This is a genomic window from Burkholderia sp. IT-111MI5 (assembly GCF_949752865.1).
Lineage (GTDB): Bacteria > Pseudomonadota > Gammaproteobacteria > Burkholderiales > Burkholderiaceae > Burkholderia > Burkholderia pyrrocinia_C.
In genome coordinates this window covers 1-26787 of the sequence record NZ_CATKIF010000011.1, presented here as the reverse complement: position 1 = coordinate 26787, position 26787 = coordinate 1, and the positions used below count along the sequence as shown (strand labels likewise).

The 26787-nt window shown below is 67.5% G+C and carries 22 protein-coding genes and 1 pseudogene; 16 read left to right on the top strand and 7 right to left on the bottom strand.

What is annotated here, in order from left to right; translation table 11 throughout:
• Positions 1 to 409 precede the first annotated feature (409 nt).
• Complete coding sequence (locus ACM6JT_RS08360) at positions 410 to 1651, top strand: mechanosensitive ion channel family protein (protein ID WP_034180265.1); 1242 nt, start codon at positions 410 to 412, stop codon at positions 1649 to 1651.
• 55 nt (positions 1652 to 1706) lie between these two features.
• On the opposite strand, the gene ACM6JT_RS08355 is transcribed toward ACM6JT_RS08360, so the two are convergent.
• Complete coding sequence (locus tag ACM6JT_RS08355; RefSeq protein ID WP_414856251.1) at positions 1707 to 3128, bottom strand: PLP-dependent aminotransferase family protein; 1422 nt, start codon at positions 3126 to 3128, stop codon at positions 1707 to 1709.
• Between the two features lie 155 nt (positions 3129 to 3283).
• Between ACM6JT_RS08355 and ACM6JT_RS08350 the strand changes: the two genes are divergently transcribed.
• Both ACM6JT_RS08350 and ACM6JT_RS08345 read left to right on the top strand, forming a co-directional pair.
• The gene (locus ACM6JT_RS08350; RefSeq protein ID WP_243566598.1) at positions 3284 to 5608 is read left to right on the top strand and encodes an FdhF/YdeP family oxidoreductase; all 2325 of its coding nucleotides are present in this window, start codon (positions 3284 to 3286) and stop codon (positions 5606 to 5608) included.
• 12 nt (positions 5609 to 5620) lie between these two features.
• Positions 5621 to 6541: a bestrophin family protein gene (locus tag ACM6JT_RS08345; RefSeq protein ID WP_034180268.1), complete on the top strand. Its 921-nt coding sequence runs from the start codon at positions 5621 to 5623 to the stop codon at positions 6539 to 6541.
• 22 nt (positions 6542 to 6563) lie between these two features.
• Here ACM6JT_RS08345 and ACM6JT_RS08340 read toward each other — a convergent pair whose 3' ends face one another.
• A complete protein-coding gene (locus tag ACM6JT_RS08340) occupies positions 6564 to 8612 on the bottom strand; it encodes an FUSC family protein (protein ID WP_414856250.1) in 2049 nt (682 codons plus the stop codon).
• A gap of 146 nt (positions 8613 to 8758) precedes the next feature.
• On the opposite strand from ACM6JT_RS08340, the gene ACM6JT_RS08335 reads away from it, so the two are divergent.
• From ACM6JT_RS08335 to ACM6JT_RS08315, 5 genes and pseudogenes are all read left to right on the top strand, one after another.
• Positions 8759 to 9661 carry a LysR family transcriptional regulator gene (locus ACM6JT_RS08335; protein WP_034180270.1) on the top strand — a complete coding sequence of 301 codons (903 nt, stop codon included), beginning with the start codon at positions 8759 to 8761 and terminating at the stop codon, positions 9659 to 9661.
• Positions 9662 to 10036: 375 nt separating this feature from the next.
• The gene (locus ACM6JT_RS08330) at positions 10037 to 11596 is read left to right on the top strand and encodes a DHA2 family efflux MFS transporter permease subunit (protein WP_217587669.1); all 1560 of its coding nucleotides are present in this window, start codon (positions 10037 to 10039) and stop codon (positions 11594 to 11596) included.
• A gap of 161 nt (positions 11597 to 11757) precedes the next feature.
• Positions 11758 to 12024, top strand: a pseudogene (locus tag ACM6JT_RS08325) (hypothetical protein); the annotation flags it as partial.
• A 248-nt stretch (positions 12025 to 12272) separates the two neighbouring features.
• The gene (locus ACM6JT_RS08320) at positions 12273 to 12605 is read left to right on the top strand and encodes a sugar ABC transporter ATPase (protein WP_034180272.1); all 333 of its coding nucleotides are present in this window, start codon (positions 12273 to 12275) and stop codon (positions 12603 to 12605) included.
• Positions 12606 to 12736: 131 nt separating this feature from the next.
• Positions 12737 to 14326 (top strand): ABC transporter substrate-binding protein, encoded by a 1590-nt coding sequence (locus ACM6JT_RS08315; protein WP_034180273.1) that lies wholly within the window; start codon positions 12737 to 12739, stop codon positions 14324 to 14326.
• Between the two features lie 218 nt (positions 14327 to 14544).
• Here ACM6JT_RS08315 and ACM6JT_RS08310 read toward each other — a convergent pair whose 3' ends face one another.
• The 5 genes from ACM6JT_RS08310 to ACM6JT_RS08290 all read right to left on the bottom strand — a co-directional run bounded on the left by ACM6JT_RS08310 (position 14545) and on the right by ACM6JT_RS08290 (position 19214).
• Complete coding sequence (locus ACM6JT_RS08310) at positions 14545 to 15852, bottom strand: Nramp family divalent metal transporter (RefSeq protein WP_414856249.1); 1308 nt, start codon at positions 15850 to 15852, stop codon at positions 14545 to 14547.
• Between the two features lie 96 nt (positions 15853 to 15948).
• A complete protein-coding gene (locus ACM6JT_RS08305) occupies positions 15949 to 17142 on the bottom strand; it encodes an oxalate decarboxylase family bicupin (RefSeq protein ID WP_414856727.1) in 1194 nt (397 codons plus the stop codon).
• Between the two features lie 202 nt (positions 17143 to 17344).
• Positions 17345 to 17599: a hypothetical protein gene (locus ACM6JT_RS08300; protein ID WP_414856248.1), complete on the bottom strand. Its 255-nt coding sequence runs from the start codon at positions 17597 to 17599 to the stop codon at positions 17345 to 17347.
• A gap of 28 nt (positions 17600 to 17627) precedes the next feature.
• Complete coding sequence (locus tag ACM6JT_RS08295) at positions 17628 to 18962, bottom strand: type II toxin-antitoxin system HipA family toxin (protein ID WP_131949502.1); 1335 nt, start codon at positions 18960 to 18962, stop codon at positions 17628 to 17630.
• A 3-nt stretch (positions 18963 to 18965) separates the two neighbouring features.
• Positions 18966 to 19214: a helix-turn-helix domain-containing protein gene (locus ACM6JT_RS08290; RefSeq protein ID WP_111020062.1), complete on the bottom strand. Its 249-nt coding sequence runs from the start codon at positions 19212 to 19214 to the stop codon at positions 18966 to 18968.
• Positions 19215 to 19468: 254 nt separating this feature from the next.
• Here ACM6JT_RS08290 and sapR point away from each other — a divergent pair, with 254 nt between their 5' ends.
• From sapR to ACM6JT_RS08250, 8 genes are all read left to right on the top strand, one after another.
• The gene (gene sapR / locus ACM6JT_RS08285; protein ID WP_131949501.1) at positions 19469 to 20344 is read left to right on the top strand and encodes a sap1 transcriptional regulator SapR; all 876 of its coding nucleotides are present in this window, start codon (positions 19469 to 19471) and stop codon (positions 20342 to 20344) included.
• Between the two features lie 27 nt (positions 20345 to 20371).
• Positions 20372 to 20935, top strand: a complete 564-nt coding sequence (gene ddpX, locus ACM6JT_RS08280; RefSeq protein ID WP_034180278.1) for a D-alanyl-D-alanine dipeptidase — start codon at positions 20372 to 20374, stop codon at positions 20933 to 20935.
• 61 nt (positions 20936 to 20996) lie between these two features.
• Positions 20997 to 22598, top strand: coding sequence for an ABC transporter substrate-binding protein (locus ACM6JT_RS08275; RefSeq protein WP_414856247.1), 1602 nt, complete (start codon positions 20997 to 20999; stop codon positions 22596 to 22598).
• A gap of 10 nt (positions 22599 to 22608) precedes the next feature.
• Complete coding sequence (locus tag ACM6JT_RS08270) at positions 22609 to 23679, top strand: ABC transporter permease (RefSeq protein ID WP_034180280.1); 1071 nt, start codon at positions 22609 to 22611, stop codon at positions 23677 to 23679.
• A gap of 66 nt (positions 23680 to 23745) precedes the next feature.
• Entirely contained in the window at positions 23746 to 24660 is a 915-nt protein-coding gene (gene nikC / locus ACM6JT_RS08265) for a nickel transporter permease (protein WP_105392515.1), read from the top strand.
• Position 24661: 1 nt separating this feature from the next.
• Positions 24662 to 25576, top strand: a complete 915-nt coding sequence (locus ACM6JT_RS08260) for an ABC transporter ATP-binding protein (protein ID WP_034180282.1) — start codon at positions 24662 to 24664, stop codon at positions 25574 to 25576.
• Positions 25573 to 26349, top strand: a complete 777-nt coding sequence (locus ACM6JT_RS08255; protein ID WP_131949497.1) for an ABC transporter ATP-binding protein — start codon at positions 25573 to 25575, stop codon at positions 26347 to 26349. The genes ACM6JT_RS08260 and ACM6JT_RS08255 overlap by 4 nt, the downstream gene beginning before the upstream one ends.
• Positions 26350 to 26478: 129 nt before the next feature.
• A complete protein-coding gene (locus tag ACM6JT_RS08250) occupies positions 26479 to 26733 on the top strand; it encodes a GlsB/YeaQ/YmgE family stress response membrane protein (RefSeq protein WP_034180284.1) in 255 nt (84 codons plus the stop codon).
• The last annotated feature ends 54 nt before the right edge of the window (positions 26734 to 26787 follow it).

The window sequence follows — 26787 nt, the reverse complement described above, 5'->3', positions numbered from 1 at the left end:
CAGGCATCGCATGGCAAGTGCGCGAAGCTGCCGCGTATCGCTCACCGTCGGCGAGCGACGCAACGGCAGCGCATGCAATGCCCGCATGAATGCATGGATCGCCGGTCCGGCGCTGTCACCCGCGAGGGCCCGCCGCAAAGGCTTCGAGTCGACTGCGGGCATACGCGCGACGCATCCGGTAACCGGTGCGCACACCGGCTTGCGGTGATGCGGATTCGCCTTTCACCCTCACCCGATTACAGAGGATACCTGCGCAATGGTGAGAAGGTTCGGGAGCCGCGCGACGCGCGTCAGACTCATGCGCCCGGAACCCGATGGCACAATCACGGTCCCTTTCATGTGCCCTTCACCGGGCGCGCGCCGCGTCGCGGCGCCGATTCAACGCACAAGAAGGCCCCTGTCTGCCCCTATGACCCTGAACGAATCCTGGTTTGCGCCGCTCGTCGGCCTCCTCGTCCTGCTCGCCGCCGCCGGCGCAATCACCGCGGCCGTCCATTTCCTGCTGTTTCGCGTGGTCGCGCGGCTCGCGCGGCTGTCGGCCACGCGCGTCGACGACGCGCTGTTCGAGTTCGGCGCGTTCAGGTGGCTGAACCGTATCGTCCCGTTCGTCGTGATCAAGCTAGGCCTCGGCGCGGTGCCCGGCATTCCCGACACGGCCGTGCAGGTCGCCGACAAGGTGCTGTTCGCGCTGATCGTGTTCCTCGTGACGATGACCATCAGTGCGACGCTGTCCGCGCTCGAACACACGCACCGCACGCACCATCGCGACCAGCCGCGCCTGTCGCTGAAAGGCGCGATGCAGCTCGTCAAGCTCGTGATGTTCATAACGGCCGCGCTGGTCGTGATCGGCGATGCGACCGGCAAGCAGATCGGCCTGCTGCTGTCCGGCATCGGCGCGATGTCCGCGGTGCTGATGCTGATCTTCAAGGACACGCTGCTCGGCCTCGTCGCGGGCGTGCAGCTGTCGTCGAACGACATGCTGCGGATCGGCGACTGGATCACGATGCCGTCGGCCGGCGCGGACGGCACGGTCATCGACATCACGCTGAACACCGTGAAGGTCGCGAACTTCGATCACACGATCATCACGGTGCCGACGTGGAAACTGATCACCGAGAGCTACCAGAACTGGCGCGGGATGACCGAAGCGGGCGGGCGGCGCATCAAGCGCGCGCTGTTCGTCGACGCGACGAGCGTGCGCTTTCTCTCCAGCGACGAGATCGAACGGCTCGAACGCCTGACGCTGCTGAAGGACTATCTCGAGGACAAGGTCGACGCGATCGAGCAATGGAACGGCACGCTCGGCGCGGCGGGCGATTGCCCGGCAAACCGCCGCCAGCTGACGAATCTCGGTACGTTCCGCGCGTATGTCGCGAACTACCTGAAGGGCCATCCGCGGATCCGCCGCGACATGACGTGCATGGCGCGGCAGTTGCCGCTCACGGCCGAAGGCATTCCGCTCGAACTGTACTGCTTCACCGATACGACGTCGTGGGTCGACTACGAGACCATCCAGTCCGACCTGTTCGATCACCTGATCGCGGTGCTGCCGGAGTTCGGGCTGCGCGTGTACCAGCACCCGTCGGGCTTCGACATGCGGCAGATGGCCGGTGCCGTGCAAGCCGGGCTGCAAGCGCCGCACGCGGGTTGATGCATGCCACGGCGGCCGGCCACCGGCCGCCGCCTGCCACCCGGCATTGCGCCGTTCACCTCGCCGCGCACTCCGATGCGAGCCGCCCCAGCACCTTCAGCGCTTCCTCGATCTGCCGCGACCACGGATAGCTGTAGTTGAGCCGGATGAAATGCCGGTAATCGGTGCCCGCAGAAAACATGTGCCCGGGCCCAACGGTGATCCGCTGCGCGAGCGCGAGCGTGTAGAGCTTCATCGCATCGACCTGCGGCGGCAGCTCGACCCACAGCACATACCCGCCCTGCGGCTGCGACAGCCGCGTGCCTTCCGGAAAGAACCGCCGCACCATCGCGCTCATCAGGCTTGCCTGCTGCGCGTACTGCTTGCGCATGCGCCGCAGGTGGAAATCGTAGCCGTCATGTTTCAGGTACTCGGCGATCGCCAGTTGCTCGATCGCGGGCGTCGCGAGTGTGTTCAGGAATTTCAGCTTCTCGACCTGGTCGCGGTAGCGGCCCGGCATCGCCCAGCCGATCCGGTAGCGCGGCGACAGGCTTTTCGTGAACGACGCGCAATGCAGCACGAGCCCGTCGCGGTCGAACGATTTCAGCGCGCTCGGCGTCGTGTCGCCGAAGTGCAGCTCGTGATAGACGTCGTTCTCGATCGCCGGCACGCCGTGCTTCGCCAGCAGCTCGACGAGCGCGCGCTTGCGCGCGTCGGGCATCTGGAAGCCGAGCGGATTCTGGAAATTCGGCATCACCATGCACGCGGCGATGCGCTCGCGCTCGAGGATCCGTTCGAGCGCGTCGAGATCGATGCCGTCGACCGGATGCGTCGCGACTTCGAGCGCGCGCATGCCCATCCGCTCGATCGCGTGCAGCATTGCGTAGAACGTCGGCGACTCGACGGCGATCGTGTCGCCCGGCTTCGCGACGGCCTGCAGGCACAGGTTGATCGCCTCGGTCGCGCCGATCGTCATCACGATCTCGCCCGGCTCGACCGCGATTCCGCGCTCCGCGTAGCGCCGCGCGATCTGGCGGATCAGTTCCTGGTTGCCGGGCGGCAGGTCGTCGATCACGCCCCAGCGCGTGCGGCGGCGCCCGATCGCCTGCGCATAGCGCGCGAGGCGCTGCACCGGGAACTGCGATGCATCGGGATACGGCGAACCGAGCGGCACCGCATCGTCGCGCGCGATCGAGCGCAGCGTCGACAGCACGAGCCGGCTCACGTCCACCGCCGACGGCTCGGCGGCCGGCGCCGACATGTGCAGCTCGGCCTCGGCCGGCGCTGCCGCGCGCGCCCGCACGAAATAGCCCGACTGCGGCCGGCTTTCGATCAGGCCGCGGCTTTCCAGCACGAGGTACGCGCGCAGCACGGTCGTGACGCTGAGCTGCTGCTGCCGGCTCGCCTGCCGCACCGACGGAATCCGCTCGCCGGGCCGGTACACGCCGCGTTCGATCTGAGCCTGGAGATCGTCGGCCAGTTGTTCGTAACGCTTCACGCGCCTCCCTTTCAACTTCCCTTCAACAACACAGTTGCGATCCGCACTGCCTGAATGGCCGAAACTGTACTCTTTTTTGAAGTGAACAGGTGTACACACAGCCGCACGGGTGCCGCGCGTACTCTGCACCCATCGACCCCGACACCTGCTGCACCATGAAAAAGAAATCCGCCACCGCGCGCATCGAACCGTACACCCACCCGGCCGCCGGCTGGGGCGCGCTGAAAGCCGTCACGATCAACCTGATCAAGGAAAAGGTCGCCGGCGGCAACTACCGCACGCTGCTGCGCCAGAACCAGCCGGACGGCTTCGACTGCCCCGGCTGCGCGTGGCCCGACCGCCAGCACGCATCGACGTTCGAATTCTGCGAGAACGGCGTGAAGGCGGTGGCCGCCGAAGCGACGAGCAAGCGCGTGACGCCCGAATTCTTCGCCGCGCATACCGTCACCGAGCTGCTCGAACAGTCGGATTTCGAACTCGAACAGCACGGCCGGCTCACCGACCCGATGGCGTACGACGCGCAGACCGACCGCTACGTGCCGATCGCGTGGGACGACGCGTTCGCACTGATCGCGCGCCACCTGCGCGCACTGCCCGACCCGAACCAGGCCGCGTTCTACACGTCCGGCCGCGCGAGCAACGAAGCGGCGTTCCTGTACCAGCTGCTCGTGCGGCGGTACGGCACGAACAACTTCCCCGACTGCTCGAACATGTGCCACGAGGCGACGAGCCGCGGGCTGCCCGCGTCGGTCGGCGTCGGCAAGGGCACCGTCACGCTCGACGATTTCGAGCACGCGGACACGCTGCTGATCTTCGGCCAGAACCCTGCGACCAACCATCCGCGGATGATGGGCGAACTGCGCGAGTGCGCGAAGCGCGGCGCGACGATCGTGTCGATCAATCCGTTGAAGGAACGCGGCCTCGAACGTTTCGCCGATCCGCAAAGCCCGCTCGAGATGCTGACGATGTCGGGCACAAAGATCGCATCGACGTTCGTCCAGCCGACGATCGGCGGCGATTTCGCGCTGATCAAGGGGATGGCGAAACGCGTGCTCGAACTCGACGACGCCGCGCGCGCCACCGGTGTGCCGCGCGTGCTCGACACCGCGTTCATCGGCGAGCACACGGCCGGCTTCGACGCGTTCGCCGACGATCTGCGCAACGAAAGCTGGTCCGCGCTGACGGCTGAAAGCGGCGTGCCGTACGAGCAGATCGACGGCCTTGCACAGCTCTATGCGCGCAGCGAGCGCGTGATCGCGACGTGGGGCATGGGCATCACGCAGCACAAGCATTCGGTCGCGACCGTGCAGATGCTGACGAACCTGATGCTGATGCGCGGCAACATCGGCCGCCCCGGCGCCGGCCTGTGCCCGGTGCGCGGCCACTCGAACGTGCAGGGCAACCGCACGGTCGGCATCGAGGAAAAGCCGTCACAGGCGTTCCTCGACCGGCTCGGCCACGTGTTCGATTTCGAACCGCCGCGCCACCACGGCTACGACGTCGTCGAGACGATCGAGGGGATGCTCGAAGGCCGCGTGAAGGTGCTGATCGGCCTCGGCGGCAACTTCGCGATGGCGACGCCCGACACGCCGCGCACGTGGGAAGGCATGCGCCGCTGCGACCTGTCGGTGCACATCACGACGAAACTGAACCGCAGCCACCTGATCCACGGCCGCGACGCGCTGATCCTGCCGACGCTCGGCCGCACCGAGATCGACCTGCAGGACAACGTCGCGCAAGGCGTGACGGTCGAGGATTCGATGAGCATGGTCCACGTGTCGTACGGGATGAACAAGCCGGCGTCGCCGAACCTGATGTCGGAGCCCGCGATCGTCGCGCATATGGGCCACGCGCTGTTCGGCAGCGGCAAGATCGACTGGCTCGCGTACAAGGACGATTACGCGAAGATCCGCGACGCGATCGAGGCAACGCTCGACGACTTCTACGACTACAACACGCGCATCGCGCGGCCGGGCGGCTTCCACCTGCGCGTCGCATCGCGCGACCGCGAATGGCTCACGCCGACGGCCAAGGCGAACTTCATCGCGCACGCGCTGCCGACCGACACGCCGATCCAGCGCGCCCGCGCGCTGCACGGCGAACGCCTGATGACGCTGATGACGACGCGCTCGCACGACCAGTACAACACGACCGTCTACGGGCTCGACGACCGCTATCGCGGCGTGTTCGGCCAGCGCCGCGTGGTGTTCGCCAACCGCGACGATCTCGCGATGCTCGGCCTGAAGGCCGGCGAATGGGTCGACATGGAAACCGTGTGGCACGACGGCATCGAGCGGCGCGCGGACGGCTTCCTGCTCGTCGAGTACGACATCCCGCGCGGCTGCATCGGCGCGTACTACCCGGAAACCAACCCGCTCGTGCCGCTCGACAGCGTCGGCGACGTGTGCAACACGCCGACGTCGAAGTCGGTGCCCGTGCTGCTGCATCGCGCGGCCGCGCCGGCATCGACCGCCGCCTGACGGAGCCCGACGATGATCGTTCGTCCGCGCGAGCACTGGCTGCGGATGCTGCTCGTCTGGAACGGCTCGGTGCTGCCGACCATCCTGCCGCAGCTCGTGCTGACGCTCGCGATCAGCCTCGTCGCGGTGTGGGGCGGCGGCCGCGTGCTCGGCGAGAAAGTGCCGCTGAACCCGACGCCGTTCACGCTGATCGGCCTGACGCTGGCCATCTTCGCGGGCTTTCGCAACAACGCAAGCTACGACCGCTACCGCGAGGCGCGGCAACTGTGGGGCGGCGTGCTGACCGCCACGCGCACGCTGGTGTCGCAGGCGCTCTGCTACGGCGCGGTCGATAAGGATGACGATGCGCGGCGCGCGTTCGTGCGGACGGTCGTCGCGTTCGTCTATGCGCTCAAGCATCAACTGCGCGGCACCGATCCGGCCGCGGACCTGCGCGCGCTGCTCGACAGCGGCACCTATGCGCACGTCGCCGCCGCGCGGTTCCGCCCGATCGCGATCGTGCACGGGCTGCGCGAAGCGTTCGCCGCGCGCGCCGATGCGGGCCGCCTCGCCGACACGCGCCTGTGGATGCTCGACGCGCGCCTCGACGAGCTCGTCGCGATGGTGAGCGGCTGCGAGCGCATCGCGTCGACGCCGATCCCGTTTTCGTACGACGTGCTGCTGCACCGGACCATCTATGCGTACTGCGTGCTGCTGCCGTTCGGCCTGGTCGACTCGATCGGCGCGGCGACGCCGTTCGTCACCGTGTTCGTCGCGTATACGCTGATCGCGCTCGATGCGATCGCGCATGCGATCGCCGAGCCGTTCGGCGACGGGCCGAACCATCTCGCACTCGATGCGATCACGCGGCAGATCGAACGTACGCTGCTCGAGCTGAACCGCGAGCCGCTGCCGGCGGAAGTGACGCCCGGCCGGTCCTATCGGCTCACCTGACCCACCGCCCGCGCCGCGCCGCTCAGGCGTGGCGCGCGCGCAGGAAGCCGCCGTGCGCGGCAGCTGCATCGGCAATGCGCCGCAGCAACACGATGCCGCGCAGCAACGCGTACGTATCGTCACCGCCGCGAGCGGCCACGCGCCGCCGCAGCACACGGGCCGCCGCGTCGCAGGTCCGGTCGAGCTGCGCGAATTCCCAGCGCGCGACCCGTCCACGCACCACGGTCGCCGCACGGCGCACGGCCGGCTCGCGCGCCGCCAGTTCGGCGAGCGACAGCAGGCTGTCGCCGATTCCCCAGATCGCCAGCAGGTCGCGCATGTCGCGCTCGATCAGCGTCTGCGGCAGGCTGCCCGCGAACCCGAGTTCGCGCGCGAGACGGTCGGCCGTGCGGCTCAACCACGTGCTCGCGGACCACGCACTCGGGTCGCGCGCAATGGCGGCCAGATCGCGGCGCACCGCGCGATGCAGGCGCCGCCGGCTGGTGCCGGGATCGCCCGGAAACACGAGCGCGAACACCAGCGCGCCGAACGCGATCCCGAGCAGCGTCGAGACGGCGTCATTCAGGAACGCGGCGTCGCCGATGCGCGCCGTATTGTCCGGCGACGTGAAATTCCAGAAGAAGATCGAAAACGCGCTGCCCATCGCGGCCGTGCGCGGATGACGCATCGCGATGCCGGTGCCGATCAGGAACACGCCGAGGATGTAGGCCAGCATCTCGAAGCCCGACACCGCGGGCAGCAGGATGAAATTGCAGACGACGCCCGCGACGGCCGCGCACGCCGAGCCCTTCAGGAAGCCGACGACTGCACGCACCGAGTTCGGGCGGGTCGAGAACAATGCGCCGACCACCGCCGTGATCGCGACGAAACCGGCGCCCGACGGCCACGCGGTGACGATCCAGAGCGCCGACGCGGCCAGCACCGCGACGAACGCGCGGATGCCGTTGTGCCAGGCGAGCACCGCATCGTGATGGAACGCATAGCGCACGCGCGTCGGCGGCGGCTCCGACCGATCGAGCCGCGCCTGGCTCGCGAACGCGTGGTCGAAGCCCGCGAGCAGCGCCGCCAGCCGGTCGAGCATCAGCAAGCGCGACGTGTCGGGGCCGGCCGACCCGGCGGCCTCCGAGCGCAGCGCGTCGTTCACGCGCGAGCGCAACGCCGCCATCTCGCGCCCCAGGTCGCCTGACGCGCCCGGCTCGCGCGATGCGGCGACGCCGTCGAGCAAGCGTGCCGCATCGTCCACCAGCGGGTCCGGCGCATCGCCGCCGCGCGCGCCATGTTCGCGAATCGCCTGCCCCGCCGCCTGCGCGGTCAGCACACCCAGCGCCGCGGCACGCAGATGGCCGATCGCGTTGCGCACCGGCGGTGCGCCGGCGGCCGCGTATTCGGCCGCCGTATCGAGTTCGAGCGCGTCCGCGAACAGCCGGTGTACCGCTGCGCCGTTCGGCTCGCGGCGCAGCGCGCCCGCGCCGACGGCAACCGCGCGATCGAGATAGCGCGCGAGCCGCGTGCGCACGTCCGTCAGCGGCGCGCCCGGCGCGAAGATCGTTTCGAACGCCGCGCCGCACAGGATGCCGATCACCACGTACAGGAAACGCGCGATCGCGATGTCGAACGCATGCAGCGGCGCGGACGCCGCGTCCATCGCGATGATCGCGGCCGTGTAACCCGCGAGCACCGCCGCATACGCACGGAAATTCCTTTGGAACGTCGCGACGCCCGCGCACAGGCCGATCCACGCGGCGAGCGCCGTCAGGAACAACTCGGGCGTCTGCGCAAATGCGCCGGTCAGCGCGAGCGCGACGGCCGCGCCGATCGCGGTGCCGAGAATCCGGTACTGGCTCTTCGACAGCCCCATCCCGCGGCTGCCCTGCGCGACGATCCACACGGTCGACGCGGCCCATTTCGGGTCGTCGAGGTTCATCCGGAATGCAATGTAGAGCGCGAGCAACGACGCGGCCGTATTGCGCAGCGCGAACGCGACGGCACCGGGCGGCAGCGTCGGACGCGCGTCGCGCAGCGCGGCCCGGACGGCCGCGAGCGGCGGCAGGCTGGGGAAAGCGAATTTCATTCGGCGAGCATACGGTCGCGCGCAGCCCGCCACTACGGGGCGCCGACAGGATGCGTTATTGCGCCGCGCAGGATAATCGGCGCGACACGAAGCGATCCGGCGCGCGACGGTAAGATGCCCACTGACCGAACACTGAAACGAGCCGTATGGACTTCGAGAGCATCCGGATATTCTTGCGCGTGGTGGAACGCGGCAACTTCACCGCCGCCGCTACGCAACTCGACATGCCGCTCAGCCGCGTGAGCCGCAAGGTCAGGCAGCTCGAGGACGATCTCGGCGTCCAGCTGCTGTACCGCACCACGCGCCGCGTGTCCGTCACCGAAGCCGGGCGCGACTACTACGAGCGTTGCCTGCGCGCCGAGGACATCCTGCTCGATGCGGACCGCCAGGCCCGCGCGCTGCGCACGGAGCCCGAAGGGACGCTGCGCGTGCTGGTGCCCTACTCGATCGGCCTGTTCGAGCTGGAGCCGGCGCTCGCCGAGTTTCACCGGCGTTACCCGCTGGTCCAGCTCGTGCTGATCTACGACAACAGCGCGCTCGACCTCGTCGAACACGGCTTCGACGTCGCGCTGCGCGCGGGCGTGCTGAACGATTCCGGCTATATCGCGCGCTCGCTCGGCTGGTCACATGCGAAGCTCGCCGCAAGCCCCGCCTATCTCGATCGCGCCGGCCGACCGCAAACGCCGCAGGATCTCGTCGAACACGACATCCTGTTCGTCGGCCGCGACACGCCTGGCCTGACGCTGCGGCTCACCAACGCGGCCGGCGACGTGGCCGACGTGCCGGTGCGGCCCGTGCTGATCTCGAACGAATCGGTCACGGTGCTGCGCCAGGCCGCGAGCGGCGGCGGCATCGCGCTGATCTCCACGCATTACACCGCGCGGCGGCTCGCGAAGAACGAACTCGAAATCGTGCTGCCCGACTGGCACCGCACCGACGACATCGAGCTTCACGTGCTCTACCCGCGGCGCGCGACGCTCGACAGCAAGGTGCGCGCATTCGTCGAGTTCCTGACGGAAGTCTTCACCGCGTGGCGGACTGTGCCTTGACCGGCAATCGATGCGTCACATTCGGATTATTGCGGCACACGAAAGGATTTAATGAGCGCGCGAGCGTTGATCGTCGTTCGACGCATCGTTAGCCTGTGCCGATGAAAAACGACCACAGCCGCTACGGCAGCCACGTGCCAACTGCCCGCCGACGCGTCACGCGCGTCGCGCCTTCCTGACCGGCTATATCCCGCCTCCCGGAGCCCGCCACGGCTTCGTCGATCCGTTTGAACGCTTGAACCGCGCGCGGTGCGTATCGGTTCCGTTCGTCCCGTTCGTCCATTTCGCGGCTCGCCCCGCGCAGGCGCCGCACGCGCGTGCGCAACGGTCGGCGTGCGCGCCGCGCCAGGCGCCCCTCCATCACGCAGGAACACCATGTCATCTCCGTCCTCCCCGGGCCCGTTGTCGGGCGGCCGGCTCGCGATCGGCACGATCGCGGTATCGCTCGCCATGTTCATGAACGTGCTCGACTCGTCGATCGCGAACGTCGCGATTCCGACGATTTCCGGCGATCTCGGCGTGTCGGTCGACGAAGGCACGTGGGTGATCACGATCTTCGCGGCCGCGAACGCGGTGTCGATTCCGCTGACGGGCTGGCTCACGCAGCGCTTCGGCCAGGTGCGCCTGTTCGTCACGTCGATCCTGCTGTTCGTGTTCGCATCGTGGCTGTGCGGGATCGCACCGAACCTGCCGACGCTGCTCGCCGCGCGGATTTTGCAGGGCGCGGTCGCGGGGCCGCTCGCGCCGCTGTCGCAGGCGCTGCTGCTCGGCGCGTGGCCGCGGCAGAAATCGTCGAGCGCGCTCGCACTGTGGTCGATGACGGCGCTCGTCGGCCCGATCGCGGGGCCGTCGCTCGGCGGCTGGATCACGTACGACTACAACTGGTCGTGGATCTTCTACATCAACATCCCGGTCGGCTTCTTCGCGGCGGCCGTCACGTGGATCGTGTTCCGCGATCGGGAATCGGCCACGCGCCGCATGCCGATCGACACGGTCGGCCTGCTGCTGCTCGTGCTGTGGGTCGCGTCGCTGCAGATCATGCTCGACAAGGGCAAGGACCTCGACTGGTTCAACTCGCCCGTCGTCGTCGCACTGGGCATCGTCGCGCTGATCGGCTTCGCGTTCTTCCTCGTGTGGGAGCTGACCGAGAAGAATCCGATCGTCGACCTGCGGCTCTTCACGCAGCGCAATTTCGCGGGCGGCACGATCGCGATCTCGGTGGCCTACGGGATGTTCTTCGGCACGCTGGTGCTGCTGCCGCAGTGGATGCAGGGCTATCTCGGCTACCGCGCGGTCGATTCGGGGCTCGCCACCGCGCCGCTCGGGATCTTCGCGATCCTGCTCACGCCGGTCATGGGGCGCCTGCTGCCGCGCACCGATCCGCGCTACATCGCGACGCTCGCGTTCATCGGCTTCGCGGTCGTCTTCATGATGCGCACCACGTTCTACACCGATGTCTCCCACTGGGACCTCGTGCTGCCGACGCTGCTGCAAGGCATTCCGATGGCGATGTTCTTCGTGCCGCTGACGTCGATCATCCTGTCCGGGCTGCCGCCGGAAAAGATCCCGGCCGCGGCCGGCCTGTCGAATTTCGGCCGCACGTTCTGCGGCGCGGTGGGCACGTCGCTGATCGGCAATGCGTGGAACGACCGCACGATCCTGCATCATGTGCGGCTCACCGAACAGGCGAGCGTCACCAACCCGATCTTCGCGCAGCAGGTCGGCGCGACGCGCTCGCTGCTGCACCTGAGCCCCGATTCCGCACTCGCGTTCTTCAACGCATCGGTCGATTCGCAGGCAGCCGTGATGGGGTTGAACGACATCTTCTACGTGTCGGCGATCATCTTCATCGCGATCATTCCGCTCATCTGGATCACGAAACCGTCGCGCTCGGGCGGCGGCGATGCCGATGCGGCGGCGGCCGGCGCGCATTGATTCGCGGCGGCCGGGCCCCGCGCCGCAAACCGCAGACGTAATAAAGACTTGCAATCGATACAGGCCGACACGTCAACAACCGGTGCCCGCTCCGCGTTTTCTCATCAAGCGCCCACGATCCGGACGCGCAACGACAGGAGAAAACACCGTGCGAGCCCTTCGCGATCGCCGCCACGCCGTGGCAGCACGCGCATCCGCGCCGCGAAGAGGTCAACCGGCGTCTCGCAAACCAGAATCGCCGCATCCATCACGAAGTGAAGGAAGGCGAGATGTCGCACGCACAGGCCGCGCGCCTGCACCGTGACGACCGCAAGATCCGCCGGGAAGAGCGGGACATGGCCGCGCAGGATCGCGGCCACATTACGAAGAGCGAACAGCGCGTGCTGAACCGGCAGGAAAATGCGGTCAGCAACAAGATCGGCCAGTAAGCGACCACAACAAGCGCCCAAGCGCCATCGCCTGAAACACCCGCTGCCGCCGTGCGGCAGCGGGTGCTTGTTGTATCGAATCGTTTCAACGTGCCATCCGCGTCAAATGCCGCGGGTATACTCCGTCGTCAGCCGCTCGCCGTATCGACCGTCAAAAACGGCCCGATTCCGGGCGGTTTCGTCGCGAAGCTTCGCGTTTCGCCTCCCCCGCGCCCCAGCCTCGACACGAGACACTCGACGATCCGACCATGAAACGATTCCTGCTGCTCCTTCCCGCCGCCCTGCTCGCCGCCTGCGGTTCCGCCCCCTCGTCCAACTCGGCCGCATCCGGCGCAGCGCCGATGATCTACGTGTCGTCGCAACGCCCGGCCCACGCGATCGCCAACTGCCTCGACAGCCGCCTGTCGGGCACCGAGCAGTCGCAGCACAACGGCGTGACCGACATTGCCGTCGGCTCGAATGCGTACTTCGTCACGCTGACGCCGTCGGGCAACGGCTCGGTCGTCAAGGTCGTGCGCGGCTCCGGCAGCGAGCCGCCCGAGGAAGCGATGCGCTTCGCGATCGCGCGCTGCGTGATCTGATCCGACACCTGCCGGCGCCGGGCGCCCGCCCGGCCCGCTCCCGCGCGCCACCGCGCGCGCATCGAATATTTTCATCCGGGCAGCCGTCGATGAGAGAATCGCACCCACGATTCCCTTTCAACGGAGCCCGCATGAAGCACCTGCTGTCCCGGCTGTTCGTCAGCGCCGCGCTCGTCGCGCTTGTTCCGGCGCTGCCGGTGCAGGCCGCCACGCCGCCCGGCATCTTCGTCGTCGCCACGCAGCTCGGCGAATTCACGACCCTCGACCCGAGCGGGATCTACGAACTGGTGCCGTCCGAGTACGTCGCGAACACCTACGAACGCCTGGTGCGCGTCGACCTGAAGGACCCGACGCGCTTCGACGGGCAGATCGCGCAATCGTGGACGGTCGGCGCCGACGGCGTGACCTACACGTTCAAGCTGCGCCCCGGCCTCGCGTTCCACTCCGGCAACCCGGTGACCGCCGACGACGTCGCGTGGTCGCTGCAGCGCACCATCCTGCTCGACAAGGGGCCGGCCGGCGTGCTCGCCGATCTCGGCCTCACGAAGGCGAACGTGACGCAGAAGGTACGCGCGATCGACCCGCAGACCGTCGTGCTCGAAACCGACCGCAAGTACGCGCCGAGCTTCGTGCTCAACGTGCTGAGCGCATGCCCGGCATCGGTGTTCGACAAGAAGCTGCTGCTGTCGCACCAGCAGGGCAACGATTTCGGCAGCGGCTGGCTCAGGACCAACGACGCGGGCTCGGGCCCATACCAGCTCGTCAAGTGGACGCCGAACGAAAGCATCGTGCTGCAGCGTTTCGACAAATACCGCACGCCGTACCCGATGAAGCGCGTCGTGCTGCGCCACGTGCCCGAAGCGTCCGCGCAGCGGCTGCTGCTGGAGAACGGCGACGCCGACGCCGCGCGCAACCTGAGCCCCGACAGCCTCGCTGCGCTGACGAAGGCCGGCAAGATCAAGGTCGCGTCGTGGCCGGTGTCCGCGCTGCTGTACCTGAGCCTGAACACGAAGAACCCGAACCTCGCGAAACCCGACGTGCAGCAGGCGATGAAATGGCTCGTCGACTACGACGGCATCCAGCGCAACATCGTCAGCACCACCTACAAGGTGCATGAAACCTTCCTGCCCGAGGGCTTCCTCGGCACGCTGAACGCGCGGCCGTACAAGCAGGACGTCGCGAAGGCGAAGGCGCTGCTCGCGAAGGCCGGCTTGCCGAACGGCTTCGACGTGACGATGGACATGCCGAACGACTATCCGTACCTCGAGATCGCGCAGGCGCTGCAGGCAAACTTCGCGCAGGGCGGCATCCGCGTGAAGCTGATCCCCGGCGATGCGAAGCAGGCGATCGGCAAGTACCGCGCGCGCCAGCACGACATCTTCATCGGCGAATGGTCGCCCGACTACATGGACCCGAACAGCAACGCGCGCGGCTTCGCGTGGAACCCGGACAACTCGGACCAGTCGCCGACCAAGATGCTCGCGTGGCGCAATAGCTGGGACATTCCGCAACTGACGAAGGATACCGAGGCCGCGCTCGTCGAGCCGTCGCCCGCGAAGCGCGCGCAGCGTTACGAAGCGCTGCAGAAGGCCGTGCTCGCGAACTCGCCGTTCATCATCATGTTCGAGAAGGTCGTGCAGGTCGCGACGCGACCCGGCGCGACCGGGCCGGAAATCGGGCCGATCAACGACCTCGTGTCATACCGGACGCTCGCGAAGTAATCGCCGCCGCGGTGTGACGTGCTGGCCGACGGGCACGCGCAGCGCAACGGCACCGGACCGATGGCGCATTTCCGGTATCGGGTCGCGGCCGGCTCGGTCATCACGCTGCGCTCGACGAGCCTCGGCGGCCAGCAGTACAACGCGATCTGGCGGCTGCGCGAGGCGCAGGACATGCAGCAGCAGGCGGCGGCCCGGCGGTCGCCGCGCACCGCTGCCGTTCAATTGAACGCCGCCCACACCAGATACCCATTCAGCCCGACGATCACGATCGTCGCCGCGCCGGCGACGATCCGCAACGGCATCCGCATCGCGTAAGCACCCATCACGTCCTTGCGCGCCGACAGCATCAGCAGCGCGATCATCGGCATCGGCAGCACGAAACTCAGCACGACCTGGCTCGCCACCATTGCGCGCGTGACGTCGCAGCCGAATGCGACCACCGCGAACGCGGGTGCGATCGTCACCGCGCGCCGCACCCATACCGACATGCGGCGGCGGATGAAACCCTGCATCACGACCTGCCCGGCCATCGTGCCGACCACCGAGCTCGACACGCCCGACGTCAGCAACGCGACGAGAAACAGCGCGCCGGCCGCCGGCCCGAGCACCGGAATCAGCGTGTGATACGCGTCGCCGATATCGGCCATGCCCGGCGCGCTCAGGTGGAACGCCGACGACGCCATCATCACCATCGCGAGATTCACGAACCCGGCCAGCCCGAGCGCGACGACGACCTCGCGGTTCGAGAAACGCACGAGCCGCCGCCGTTCCGTGTCGTCGCGCGGCACGGCGCGATCCTGCGTCAGGCCCGAGTGCAGATACAGCGTGTGCGGCATGATCGTCGCGCCGATGATCCCGACCGCGATCGTCAGCGCCGCATGATCCGGAATCTGCGGGACGACCAGGTGGAACGCGGCTGCGTGCCAGTCCTGCGGCGCGATCAGCAGTTCGCCGAGATAACACGCGCCGATCACGCCGACCAGCGCCGCGATCGCGGCTTCCAGCGGCCGGAAGCCGCGCTTTTCGAGCGCGAGGATCGCGCAGGTCGCGCACGCCGTCGCGATCATTCCCGCGAACAGCGACAGGTGGCACAACAGCCCGAATGCGAGCGCGCCGCCGAGGAATTCGGCGAGATCGGTCGCCATCGCCGCGATCTCGGATGCGGCCCACATGCCCCACACGACCGGCGCGGGGAAACGGTCGCGGCACAGCTCCGCGAGATTGCGGCCGGTCACGATGCCGAGCTTCGCCGACATCGCCTGGAACAGCATCGCGATCGCGTTCGCGGCCAGCACGACCCACAGCAGCCGGTAGCCGTACGCGGCGCCGGCCTGGATGTTGGTCGCGAAGTTGCCGGGATCCATATAGCCGATCGACGCGATCACGGCCGGGCCGACGAACGGCAGCAGCGCGGCGACACCGGTGCGGCGCCCTTCCAGCGCGGCGCGCGCCGCGTCGTCGGCGCGCGCGGGAGACAGAGCCGGCAGTGCGAAGCCGCCGGCGGATTTGCTCGTGACGGGAACCATGGTGTGTTGTATTCCGTTCGGATAAGGAAGGCTGGCCCTGAAGCGGGCACCGCGGCCGGCCTGCCGCCTGCCGGCCACGGCAGAACGACGGCGGCGTTACAGCGGCACGACGTCCGGGCGGTTGCGCGGAAACTGCGCGATCACGTCCGGCGCGAGGTTCAGGTGCGCCTCGACGAGCTTCGGCGGCGTGTGCGCGAGCCAGTCGGACAGCGACACCTCGGCGTAGCGGTCGGTCTTGAAGATCTCGAGGAACACCAGGTCGGTCTTGCCGGTGTTCTGCACGTAGTGGCCGAGGCTCTTCTTCACGTAGCCGACGTCGCCCGCGCGGAAGTCGGCCGTCTGCGCCTTCGGCCCCGTGTCGAACACGGTCATCCGGGCCTCGCCCTGCAGGTAGTACTGCCATTCGTCCGCGTTCGGGTGCCAGTGCAGCTCGCGCATGCCGCCCGGATGCACGGTGACGAGCGCCGCCGCGACGGTCGTCGACACGTTGAAGTTGGTGCTGTCCGCGATCCGCACTTCGCCGCCGCGCGTCTTCCTGACCGGCTTCATGTCGCCGAGCGAGAAGATGAACGGATGCGGCGGCGCACCGGCCGACGAAGCCGACGCGCGCTGGGCTTGCGCGAGCGGGCCGGGCTCGTCGCCCTGGAAGATCCACAGGTTGTCGAGCGGAACGTTCCTGAACGCATCGGCCGGCACGCCGAAGTTCAGTGCGAGCACGTCGGGCGGCGTATGCGCGATCCAGTCGGTCAGCAGCAGCGTATTGAATTCCGACGCACGGCCGTTATCGAACGCGAGCAGGAATTCGGCGCCGTCGGTACCGAGGCCCTGCAGTGAATGCGGCAGGCCCGGCGGGAAATACCAGAGATCGCCGGTTTTCACGTCCTGCACCGACGGCCGCCCCAGTTCGTCGAGCACCGTGATCCGGCAGCGGCCGTCGAGCATGATCGCCCACTCGGCCTGCTGGTGCCAGTGCATCTCGCGAATGCCGCCGCGCGTCAGGCGCATGTTGACGCCGGAAATGGTTTCCGAAATCGCAAAATCGTCCTGCGTGACTTCGCGCGCCCATCCGCCATTTTGAATTCGTTTATGGGCATTATTGAAAGACGCCCAGAATAATGGCATCCCGTTGATATCGGTGGCCGGCGGATCCTGAAAAGACGGAAACTGGTTGGCGATTGCCGGATTTTTCGGACCAGGATCGGTCAGGCTCTGGCGGTTGCGCGCATTCACAGCGCCTTCCGGCGGGCTGTCCGGATTGCCGAACGAGGCGGCCTTGGCCGATACCGCGATGCCCGCGGCGGCAATGGCGCCGGCCGTACCCGCCAGCATCTTGCGTCGAGAAAGATTCGTCATGATTTCCTCTTCATTCTTGCGATTGAGCGAATTTCCATTACGGAATACTTGCCGTTTTTCTGATTATCGAAAATCGAACATCCCGTGACGCAAGTTAAATCCAAATCGCCGCAAAACTTAAATGAATTATTAATCTGAATTAATGATTTAATCTGATCGACTTTAATTTTGTAATTATTGCGGTGCGGAGGGATGCCGGGCGGCGACGGATGTCGGCGAATCGGTCAGGTCCGGTGAATACGGAAATACGACCGTGGTAGGTCGTGATGTCACGAATGGCGACGAGAAACGATTGATGCGCGCAACGCGCGATCACCGATGCGATACGATGCAGTCGATTCGGATCACTGATCGTGAAAAACGGAAAACAGGCGAACGCCGATACGTCGAACATCGGCTAACCGGGCCGCGTCGGCCACGGTTTACTCCCGCGGCATGTCGGCGAGCCGTTGCGCGGCGAACCGCAATCCGCCCAGAATGCGCTCCGCGACCCTCGCCGGAAACCCGGGAGGCAGTGCAGCGCCGACCGACTCGATCACGTGCGGCGTCATCGCAATGAGCCGTTCGACGATCGGCGTCGCGATATCGCCGAGCAGGCAATATTCGGCCATTGCGGTGAAGTGCCGTCGCGTGATGTCGCGCATCGCATAGTGCTTGCGCTTGCCGTGCACGGCCATCGCGAGCTTCGCCTTGTGCCACGACCACTGGTTCGCGCCATCGCCTTCGACCGGCCAGATCGACATCACGTCGTAAAGCGGCGTGAGGCGGAAACGGCCGCCCGGCAGCAGGCGCAGGCTGAAGTTCTTCGCATGCCCGTCCGGTGCAGCGAGCATCCAGAACACGATCAGGGCCGCGAACAGTGTGTCGAGATCCTCGCGCGCCGTTTCCGAACGGCGCAGAAGGCCGGCCAGGTCGGGCACGCCGGGGCCGCCCTGCGACTCGTACTTCAGGTGAGGCGGCACGCCGAGCGCCTGGCAGAAATCCTCCTGCGGCAAGCGCAACAGCCACCCGCCGTCACGATGCAACACACGATCGAACCGTTCGACCGACAGTACCTTGTGCGCGCCGAAACGCACGATTTCCGCACCCGCCGCGGGCAGGCCGAACGCTCGCAGGATCGCGAGACACAGCCACTCGTTCTCGACGGAGGCCGTGAGATCGGCCCGCTTGTTGCCGACCAGCCCGAGCGGCAACTTGAGAATATGCGTCGTCGGCGTGGCGCCATGCGGGCGCATCCAGCGCCCGTCGTGAAACAGCAGTGCGGTCTTTTCCTGCGCACCGGCCAGCGACAGCCGGAAATCGTCGTCGTCTTCGGCCCCCGTCGCCACACCGCTCGCCTGATCGAGCACGCGTGCGACGTCCTCGTCCGACAGCGGCGTACCGTCGATGCGATCCAGGCCGGCTGGCGCATCGTCTTCGCCGAGCAATTGCACCGCCCCGACGCAGTCACGGCCGAGCGCAGCAAGCAGATCGAACGGCTCGGTCGTCGCCGTGCCGAACCGGGCGGCCAATCGGCGCCGAATGGCGTCGCTGTCCGGAAGCAGGTTGTCGAAGTAATGATTGACGCGTTCGCCGCGCAACGGGGCATCGCCGACACCAAACGGCAGCGACAGCGACAACGGGCGGCCGACGGCCGACTGCTTCCAGCCGGCGTCGTACAGCAGCTCCATGTCGCCGCGAGCGGGAATCCGCCATGTGCCGACCCTCTGGCCATTCGTCCAGATCGACAGCGCGCGCGTGTGCGATTTGCGTCCCATCGCTTACCACTCGGCGGCGGCTGAGTCGCGCCCGTCCTTCGTGCGGATGCTGAGTTCGAGACCGTACAGCGCGGTCAGCTCGAGCAGCTGGCTGAGCGACAGGCTTTCGGTACGCGTGGTTTCGAGCAGCGACAGTCGCGACTGGCCCACGCCGATTCGCACTGCCGCTTCAGCTTGCGTCAGACCCTTGGCTTGACGCGCGGAAGACAGGATTTCGCCCAGTTGCGCGGGCGTATTGACGATGAAATTCACGGCGCGTATTCCTGTAGGCAATAAACGCAGTATATTCCTGACAGACATAAACGCAAATTATTCCTCACATGCATAAACGCGAAATATGCCTGTCAGACATAAAACTCCCCTTGCACACCACCACCCCGCCGCCGAACGCGCTTTCGACCCTATCACCCATCCTCACACCATAGTTTTTATCCGCTGGCGCGAATGATTTTGGCTTTGTTAGATGGATGACATTCGATCAACATACGACAACGATCTAACATCCGATGACCTGCGCGTTCGCCCGTACCGTCGAATCCCGCTATGCCGAGCTGACGCCGACCGCCAAGCGCATCGCGAGCTACATGCTCGCGAACCTCGACCGGCTCGGGCTCGAGACGGCCGACCAGATCGCGCAGCAGGCCGGCACGAGCGGCATCTCGGTCGGGCGTTTCCTGCGCAGCGTCGGCTACCGCAATCTCGACGACCTGAAGCGCGAACTGCGCGGCGGCGGCGATCGCCCGTGGATGATCACCGACCGGCTCGACGAATACCGCCGCGTCGCCGGCACGCAACCGGCCGAAGACAGCGGCAGCGACGGCACGCTCGCGTCGTCGCTCGAACGCGAGCTCGATGCGATCCGCCACGTGTACCGGCTCGCCGAAGGCCCCGTGTTCGCGCAGGTCGCCGATCGCATCGCGCATGCCGACGCCGTATTCATCCTCGGCATCCAGTCGACGCGCGGCATCAGCAACGCGTTCAGCAGCTACCTCGAATACCTGCGCCCGCGCGTGTTCTATTCCGACGGCCAGTCGGGTTCGTATGTCGATTCGCTGAACTCCGAATTCGAGCGGCCGTACTGCATCGTCACCGACACGCGCGCGTATTCGCGCAGCGCGCGCCGCTATTGCCAGGCGGCCGCCGAGCGCGGACAGCCGTTCGCGCTGGTCACCGATCTCTCGTGCCCGTGGGCGCGCGATTGGCCGGCCGACCTGCTGCAGGTGAAGACCGACGTCGGCCAGTTCTGGGATTCGCTCGCGCCGCTCACCTGCCTGTTCAACCTGCTGATCACCGCCGTCGTCGACCGCCTCGGCCCCGCGATCGACCGGCGTGTCGCGCGCAATCGCGAACTGCAGCACACGTTCGACCAATTCGAATCCTGAGCGAGCCTGAACCAACCCGAACCGCCGATGAACGACCACCGCCTCGTCGAAATCACGCCCGCCACGCATCGCGTCGACATCGATCTCGTCTACGCGACCGACCGCAACCTGACCGGCAAGCCGATCTACCGTCGCGCGCACTGCCTGCTGCTGGAACCGGCCGAAGCCGCATTGCGCCGCGCGGTGGACGTCGCCGCGCAGGCCGGCTTCACGCTGCGCATCTACGACGCGTACCGGCCGCCGCAGGCGCAGCAGGTGCTGTGGGATTTCCTGCCCGATCCGAACTTCATCGCCGATCTCGGCCGCGGCTCGAATCACAGCCGCGGCACCGCGCTCGACCTGACGCTGGTCGGCGCGAACGGCGAGCCGCTCGACATGGGCACGGGCTTCGACGAGATGGTCGCCGCGTCCGGCCATTTCCACGCAGGGCTGCCCGAAGCCGTGCAACGCAACCGCCTGCTGCTGCTCGGCGTGATGCACGCGGCCGGCTTCGCGCACATCGACAGCGAATGGTGGCACTACGAACTGCCCGGCTCGCACGCGTTGCCGCAGATCGACAACGCGGCGAGCGGCCCGTGGCGCCTGATGTGATGCACGTCCCGTTATCGTTTTACGTTCACCCATTGCACGTTCACCTCACGATGGAGCGCACATGAAACCCCTGACATCCCGGCTCGTCGCGGCGCTGGCCGCAGCGTCCGTTCTCGCCGCCGTTCCGCTTTCCGCTGCGTACGCGGAAACGCCGAAGGACCTGTTCGTGATGGCTACGCTGCTCGACGAATTCACGACGCTCGACCCGGGCGAGATCTACGAGCTGGTGCCGGAGGAATACGTCGCGAACACGTACGACCGGCTCGTGCGTGTCGACCTGCGCGATCCGTCGAAATTCAACGGCGATGTCGCGCAGTCGTGGACGGTGAGCACCGACGGGCTGACCTATACATTCAAGCTGCGCCCCGGCCTCAAGTTCCATTCGGGCAACCCGCTGACGGCCGACGACGTCGCGTGGTCGATCCAGCGCGCGGTGCTGCTCGACAAGGGCCCGGCCGCCGTGCTGACCGGCATCGGCCTCACGAAGGCGAACGTCGCGGCGAACGTGAAGAAGCTCGACGACCTGACTGTGTCGGTCACGACCGACCGCAAATACGCGCCGACCTTCGTGCTGAACGTGCTCGGCTCGTGGCCCGCGTCGGTGCTGGACAAGAAGCTGCTGCTGTCGCACCAGCAAGGCACCGACTTCGGCAACGCATGGCTGAAGACCAACGAGGCCGGCTCCGGCGCGTACAGGCTGGTCAAGTGGACGGCCGGCGACAGCATCGTGCTGCAACGCTTCGACGGCTACCGGCTGCCGCTCGCGATGAAGCGCATCGTGCTGCGCCACGTGCCCGAAGCCGCGAGCCAGCGCCTGCTGCTGGAAAACGGCGACGTCGATGCCGCACGCGACCTGAGCCCCGACGATCTCGCTTCGGTCGTGAAATCCGGCAAGGCGAAGGTTTCGGCGTCGCCGCAGGCGACGCTGCTATATCTCGGCCTGAACACGAAGAACCCGACGCTCGCGAAGCCCGACGTGCAGGAAGCGCTGAAGTGGCTCGTCGACTATGCCGGCATCCAGGGCAATGTCGTGAAGACGACTTACAAGGTGCACCAGACCTTCCTGCCCGAAGGCTTCCTCGGCACGCTGAACGCGAACCCGTACAAGCTCGACGTCGCGAAGGCGAAGGCGCTGCTCGCGAAGGCCGGCGTGCCCGGCGGCTTCACGGTGACGATGGACGTGCGCAACGACTATCCGTACACGGAGATCGCGCAGGCCGTGCAGGCGAATTTCGCGCAGGCGGACATCAAGGTGCAGCTGATCCCCGGCGACAACAAGCAGACGCTCGCGAAATACCGCGCGCGCCAGCACGACATCTACATCGGCGAATGGTCGGCCGACTACATCGATCCGCACAGCAACGCGCAGGGCTTCGCGTGGAATCCGGACAATTCCGACAAGTCGAGCTATAAAATGCTGGCCTGGCGCAACAGCTGGGACATCCCGCAGCTCACGAAGCAAACCGACACCGCGCTCGCCGAACCGACCGCCGCGAAACGCGCGCAGCTCTACCAGGCGATGCAGAAGGACGTGCTCGCGCGCTCGCCGTTCGTGATCATGTTCGAGAAAGTCGCGCAGGTGGCGACGCGGCCCGGCGTGAGCGGGCTCGAAGTCGGGCCGATCAACGATCTCGTGTCGTACCGCAACCTGAAGAAGCAATAAGATTCGCCGCATGTCGACTCCCGCCTCCTCCCTCGAAGCACTGCGCACGCTGCCCGCGCGGCGCCCGGCCGTACGCTGGGCACTGCGCGTGCTGCGCTGGGCGCTCACGCTCGCCGTCACGTTCGCCGGGCTGCTCGCGCTGACGTTCGTGATCGGCCGCAAGGTGCCGATCGATCCCGTGCTCGCGATCCTCGGCGATCGCGCGTCGGCCGATGCGTACGCGGCCGAACGCATCGCACTCGGGCTCGACAAGCCGCTCGTCACGCAATTCCTGATCTACGCGCGCGACGTGCTGCACGGCAATCTCGGCGTGTCGCTGCTGACCGCGAACCCCGTGCTCGACGACATCAGGCGCGTGTTCCCGGCCACGCTCGAACTGGCGACGATCGCGACGCTGATCGGCATCGCGATCGGCGTGCCGCTCGGCGTCGCGGCCGCCGTGAAGCACAACCGGCCGATCGATCACATCGCGCGCTTCGTCGGGCTGATCGGCAATTCCGTGCCGGTGTTCTGGCTCGGGCTGATGGGGCTGCTGCTGTTCTATGCGCGGCTGCACTGGGTCGGCGGGCCCGGCCGGCTCGATCCCGTGTACGACGGGATGGTCGATCCGCGCACGGGCAGCCTGCTGATCGACGCGGTGCTCGCCGGCGAGTGGGACGTGTTCCGCAACGCGGTGTCGCACATCGCGCTGCCGGCCGCGATCCTCGGCTACTACTCGGTCGCGTATCTCAGCCGCATGACGCGCTCGTTCATGCTCGACCAGTTGAGCCAGGAATACATCGTCACCGCGCGCGCGAAGGGCTTGTCCGAGCGCCGCGTGATCTGGCGGCATGCGTTCGGCAACATCGCGGTGCCGCTGCTCACCGTGATCGCGCTCACGTACAGCAACCTGCTCGAAGGCTCGGTGCTGACCGAGATCGTGTTCGCGTGGCCGGGGCTCGGCTCGTACCTGACCGGCGCGCTGCTGAACGCCGACATGAGCGCGGTGCTCGGCGCGACGCTCGTGATCGGCGCGATGTTCATCACCGTCAACCTGCTGACCGACGCGCTGTACCGCGTGTTCGATCCGCGAGCGCGCTGAGGGCCGTTTCGACATGACCGCTTCCACCCTGCTTCTTTCATCGCCCATGCCGAAGGTCGTCCAATCATGAACGCCGAGCGCCTCACGCTGCGCGCGTGGCTGCTTTCCGATGCGCCCGCGTCGCGCTCGCAGGCCGCGCTCGGCCTCGCGTACCGACGCTGGCGCCGTTTCGCCACGAATCCGCTCAACCTGTTCGGGCTCGCGATCCTCGTCGCGCTGATCGTCGTCGCGATCGTCGGTCCGCTGATCATGCCGCACGATCCGCTGCGCCAGGTGCTGTCCGACCGCCTGCTGCCGCCCGGCTCGCCGTCGCACTGGTTCGGCACCGACCAGCTCGGCCGCGACATCCTCTCGCGGCTGATCGCCGGCTCGCGCCTCACGCTCGGCATCGCGCTGCTCGTCGTCGTGATCGTCGTGCCGATCGGCCTGCTGATCGGCACGACGGCCGGCTATTGCGGCGGCTTCGTCGACAGCGTGCTGATGCGCATCACCGACATCGCGCTCGCGTTCCCGAAGATCGTGCTTGCGCTCGCGTTCGCGGCCGCACTCGGACCCGGCGTGATCAATGCGGTCGTCGCGATCTCGATCACCGCATGGCCCGCGTATGCGCGGCTCGCGCGCGCCGAGACGATCCGCATCGCGCAGGCCGACTACATCCACGCCGCGCGGCTGCAGGGCGCGTCGGGCCCGCGGATCCTGCTGCGCTACATCGTGCCGCTGTGCATGTCGTCGGTGATCGTGCGTGCGACGCTCGACATGGCCGGCATCATCCTGACCGTCGCGGGCCTCGGCTTCCTCGGCCTCGGCGCGCAGCCGCCGAGCCCCGAGTGGGGCTTCATGGTCGCGTCGGGCCGCAACGTGCTGCTCGACGCATGGTGGGTCGCGACGCTGCCCGGCATCGCGATCCTGCTCGTGAGCCTCGCGTTCAACCTGCTCGGCGACGGGCTGCGCGACGTCTTCGATCCCCGCCATGGAGCGTGACATGCCGATGAATACCGCCACCGCGCCCGCGCCGCTCTGCGAGATCGACGGGCTGAAGATCGGCTTTCGCGGGCACGACGGCGTCGTGTCCGATGCCGTGCGCGACCTGTCGCTGACGCTCGCGCCCGGCGAACGGCTCGGCATCGTCGGCGAATCGGGTTCCGGCAAATCGCTGACGGGCCGCGCGCTGCTCGGCCTGCTGCCCGACGCCGCGCGCTGGTCGGCGCGCACGATGCGCTTCGGCGGCCACGACCTGCTCGCGATGAACCCGCGCGAACGCCGGCGGCTGTGCGGCAGCCAGATGGGCATGATCCTGCAGGACCCGAAATATTCGCTGAACCCGGTGATGACGGTCGCGAAGCAGATGGGCGAAGCGTTCCGCCTGCACGAGCCCGGGCTGCGCGGCCGCGCGTTGCGCGAACGGATCGTCGACGCGCTCGCGGCCGTGCAGATCCGCGACCCGGCGCGCGTCGCCGATGCGTATCCGCACGAGTTGTCGGGCGGCATGGGCCAGCGCGTGATGATCGCGATGATGGTGTCGACCGGCCCGCGCCTGCTGATCGCCGACGAACCGACGTCCGCGCTCGACGTCGCGGTCTCGATGCAGGTGCTCGCGGTGCTCGACGCGATGATCGCGCGGCATGGTACGGGCCTGATGTTCATCAGCCACGACCTGCCGCTCGTGATGTCGTTCTGCGATCGCGTCGCGGTGATGTACGCGGGCCGCGTGGTCGAAACCTGCGCCGCGCGCGACCTGCGCGACGCGTCTCATCCCTATACGCGCGGGCTGCTCGCGGCGAACCCGCCGCTCGCGAACCCGCCGGACGAACTGCCCGTGCTGCGGCGCGATCCGGCCTGGCTCGATCCCGCGCCGCCGTCCATCCCGCCCGCCGATCGACAGGAGGCTGCACGATGATCGACGTCGATCACGCATCGATCCGTTTCCCGACCCGCACGGGTCACGTCGACGCCGTGCGCGACGCGAGCTTCGCGGTGCGCGACGGCGAGGTGTTCGGGCTCGTCGGCGAATCGGGCTCCGGCAAGTCGACGCTGCTGCGCGCGCTGACCGGCCTCGTGCCGCTCGCGGCCGGCAGCCTGTCGATCGACGGCCGGCCGGTCGGCGGCACGCCCGACCGCGCATTCCGCCGTCACGTGCAGATGGTGTTCCAGGATCCGTACGCGTCGCTGCATCCGCGCTTCACGGTCGACCAGACGCTGCGCGAACCGCTGTCGATCCACGAGATCGGCGACGCCGACACACGGATCGCCCGCGCGCTGGCCGAGGTCGGCCTCGGTCCCGCGTTCCGCTTCCGCTATCCGCACCAGTTGTCGGGCGGCCAGCGGCAGCGCGTCGCGATCGCACGCGCGCTGATCGTCGAGCCGCGCGTGCTGCTGCTCGACGAACCGACGTCCGCGCTCGACGTGTCGGTGCAAGCCGAGATCCTGAACCTGCTGCGCCGCCTGCACCGCGAACGCAACCTGACGATGATCCTCGTCAGCCACAACCTCGCGGTGATCGGCTTCCTGTGCCAGCGCGTCGCCGTGATGCAGCACGGCGAGATCGTCGAGCAGCTTCGGGTCGAGGACGTGCGCGCCGGGCAGGTCGCGCGCGACTACACGCGCACGCTGCTGCAAGCGACCGAAGGCTACCGCCGTCTCGCCCCGGTGACTGGCGCACCGCACGCCTGACATCTGCGCGACGCGCCGGCATGCGATACTCCGCACACCACGCGCCGGCTTGCCGCCGCGTGGAACGCTTGTGCGCCGCACGGGTCAATTTCCTTTCGTCAACAGCTCAACAGCAATAGGGAGGCGTTCATGCTGCAATTCATCGAAACCCTGGTCGTCGGGCTCATCGTCGGCCTCCTCGCCCGCGCGCTCAAGCCCGGCGACGACAAGATGGGCATCCTGATGACGGCCGTACTCGGCGTCGTCGGCGCGCTGGTCGCCGGCTACGTCGGCCGCGCCGCCGGCTGGTATGCGCCGGGCCAGGGTGCGGGCTGGATCGCATCGATCATCGGCGCGATCGTGCTGCTCGTGATCGTCGGCGCGGTGCGCAAGCGCATGGCCTGATCGCGCCGCCGCACCGCCCCACGCAAAACGGCCGCTCGTCATCACGAGCGGCCG